The 2869-nt window shown below is 43.4% G+C and carries 5 protein-coding genes; all 5 read right to left on the bottom strand.

Annotation, left to right across the window (positions count from 1 at the left end):
* Positions 1–345 (bottom strand): hypothetical protein (locus tag J6I68_RS12655; RefSeq protein WP_292220825.1); only part of this gene is annotated, 345 nt, incomplete at its 3' end.
* 299 nt (positions 346–644) lie between these two features.
* The gene (rpsI, locus tag J6I68_RS12650) at positions 645–1043 is read right to left on the bottom strand and encodes a 30S ribosomal protein S9 (RefSeq protein ID WP_292203672.1); all 399 of its coding nucleotides are present in this window, start codon (positions 1041–1043) and stop codon (positions 645–647) included.
* Between the two features lie 20 nt (positions 1044–1063).
* Positions 1064–1492, bottom strand: coding sequence for a 50S ribosomal protein L13 (gene rplM, locus J6I68_RS12645; protein ID WP_292203671.1), 429 nt, complete (start codon positions 1490–1492; stop codon positions 1064–1066).
* 196 nt (positions 1493–1688) lie between these two features.
* Positions 1689–2450: a tRNA pseudouridine(38-40) synthase TruA gene (truA, locus tag J6I68_RS12640; protein WP_292220823.1), complete on the bottom strand. Its 762-nt coding sequence runs from the start codon at positions 2448–2450 to the stop codon at positions 1689–1691.
* Between the two features lie 42 nt (positions 2451–2492).
* On the bottom strand, positions 2493–2869 hold a 377-nt coding region (locus tag J6I68_RS12635), incomplete at its 5' end, for an energy-coupling factor transporter transmembrane component T family protein (protein WP_292220821.1).

The raw sequence follows: 2869 nt of genomic DNA, 5'->3' as shown, positions 1-2869 counted from the left end.
TCTTAAATTAGTAAGATCTTCTTTCATGTTGTTAAGCATTGTTTCATGGAACTCTACTATTTGTTCCTGTCTTGTCTCAGATACACGAGTAGCAAGCGCCCACCAAGCAGATTTTCCGAGATTCTGGTTGTGAATACGAAGAAGTCCCTGATAAGTATTTTGATTGTAATAGTTGTTATAAAGTTTATGATATCCTGATATACCAACTGCGATAGAAATGATAAGCAGGCAGAGAGATAAACCAAGATATATGTATATGCGTGTAAAAGTATGCGCAAATTTCTTACCTACATTCATCTCAAGCAACTTCTTATCATCTAAATTAACCAAATTCTTGATACTCATTCTGTACCTCCTGTCATATATTTCCAGATTGCAGTTCTTTATAGCTACAAAACTATTATAGACTAATTATTTCAATAACTAATGGATTTTCTGAAATGTTTATTCAAATTTAATCCTTTTAACTTATTTCTCGTTGTCGCGGCATTCTTGTTCATCCTACAAGCGATGCCATTCATAGCCCTTCGGGCTATTTCATGTCGCGCTGTCGCGCTATGAATACAAAAAAGGGATTGCTCCCCAGCAAGTAAACTTGCGGGAGCAATCCCTTTTTGTATTCGCATCGCTTGTAGAAACGCGCATTATCTCTTTGAGAACTGTGGAGCACGACGAGCTTTCTTTAAGCCGTACTTCTTTCTTTCCTTCATACGAGGGTCTCTTGTAAGGTATCCAGCCTTCTTAAGTACAGGTCTGTACTCATCTGAGTCTGCCTGAAGAAGAGCTCTTGAAATACCATGTCTGATAGCACCAGCCTGACCTGTTGTGCCGCCGCCTCTTACTGTAACAACTACATCGAACTTGTCTGATGTCTCTGTAGCTACGAGTGGCTGACGAACGATAACCTTAAGAGTCTCAAGGCCAAAGTACTCATCGATAGGTCTCTTGTTGATTGTTATATTTCCATTACCAGCCATAAGATAAACTCTGGCGATTGACTTTTTTCTTCTACCTGTTCCGTAGTAATTAGCTGACTTTGCCATTTTCTTATTCTCCTCTCAGATTAAAATGTTAATACCTCAGGCTTCTGAGCTGCATGTGGGTGCTCGCTACCTGCGTATACATGGAGCTTGCCATACATCTCTCTTCCAAGAGATCCCTTAGGAAGCATTCCCTTAACAGCGTGCTCAACAACTCTCTCAGGGTGATCCTGAAGCATCTGACGGAGTGAGAACTCCTTGTGATGTCCAACATACTCTGTGTGGTGCCAGTACATCTTCTGGTCCATCTTCTTACCAGTTACCTTGATCTTCTCAGCATTGATAACGATCACATAATCACCTGTGTCAATGTTAGGTGTGTAGATAGGCTTATTCTTGCCTCTAAGAACGTTTGCTACGTTTGATGCAAGACGTCCAAGTGTCATATCTGTAGCATCAACTACATACCACTTCTTTTCAACTGTAGTTGCACTAGGCATAAAAGTTTTCATCATGTTTCTCCTTTACAAAATAGAACAATTACTAAATTGCATCGCCTGCATGGACCCTTCACCTGATCTGTGCAGATATATGAACACATTGAAGCTTACCGGGACATCAATATGTCATTTGTGATTTCGTGCGGGCATAGTTATAGAACTAACTTTGTCACGCGAATGATATTATATGACCAAAGGCCTTAATTTGTCAACAGTTTTCTGGGATTCCATCAACAAATACATACTTTATAAGAAACAGTCCCTGGGCAGGTGCAGTAGGTCCTGCTGCCGACCTGTCTTTTGCCTCGATCATTCTCTGAACATCAGAGGGCTCTCCCTTCCCCCTACCTATCTGGATAAGGGTTCCGGCTATTATCCTGACCATGTTATATAAAAAGCCATTTCCTGTAACGGAGATAATGACTTCGTCGCCTTCTCGCCTTACATTTACATCCTTGATAGTTCGCACATGGCTTGCAGCCTGGGATTCCACATTGCAAAAGCTTGTAAAATCGTGCTCTCCCACAAGGTACTGCCCTGCCTCCTGCATGACCGCCTCGTTAAGTGGCATGCTGAAGTGATAGGTGTACAGGCGCTTTGTTGGCACCTCCGTCCTTGTATTAAGTACCCTGTATTCATAGGTCTTTTCCGTGTTGCAGTGCCTTGGATGGAACTCTGGTGCAACTTCCCTTGACTCCACCACCCTTATATCTTCGGGAAGGATATGGTTCAGGGCAAAAGAAAACCGATCTCCCGGAATAGTGCTCTTAGTATCAAAGACCGCCACATTCCCATAGGCATGAACCCCTGCGTCCGTGCGGCTTGCGCCGATAACCTGCACCTCTTCTCCCGTTAGACCGTGGATAGCTCTGTTCAGCATCTCTTCAATTGTATTGTGGGTGCTCTTTTGCAGCGCCCAGCCGTTATAAGCGGTTCCGTCATAAGAAACCGTCAGCATAATACGTTTCATATACACCGTGCCATACCGCCTATAATCAAGGCGCTTTCAAGATCACGCAAACATCATTCTGCCAAGCACAATGATGGCTACTATATAAAGAACAATCACTACATATGCAATAAAATCGCGCCTCTTGTATATAAGGGGCTTCATCTTGGTCCTGCCCTCACCGCCGCGGTAGCACCTGGCTTCCATGGCCATTGCAAGGTCATTGGCCCTTCTGAAGGCCGATACAAAAAGCGGAACAAGAAGCGGTATCAGGCTCCTTGCTCTGTTCATAAGAGAGCCGCTCTCAAAATCAGCGCCTCTTGCCATCTGAGCCTTCATGATCTTGTCAGTTTCCTCCATGAGAATAGGAATGAAACGAAGAGCAATTGACATCATCATGGAAATCTCGTGAACCGGAACCTTTATCTTCTTAAGAGGTT

Origin of the sequence: Butyrivibrio sp., from assembly GCF_017940685.1 — a bacterium.
GTDB lineage: Bacteria > Bacillota > Clostridia > Lachnospirales > Lachnospiraceae > Butyrivibrio.
This window is presented reverse-complemented; position numbering and strand designations above follow the sequence as displayed.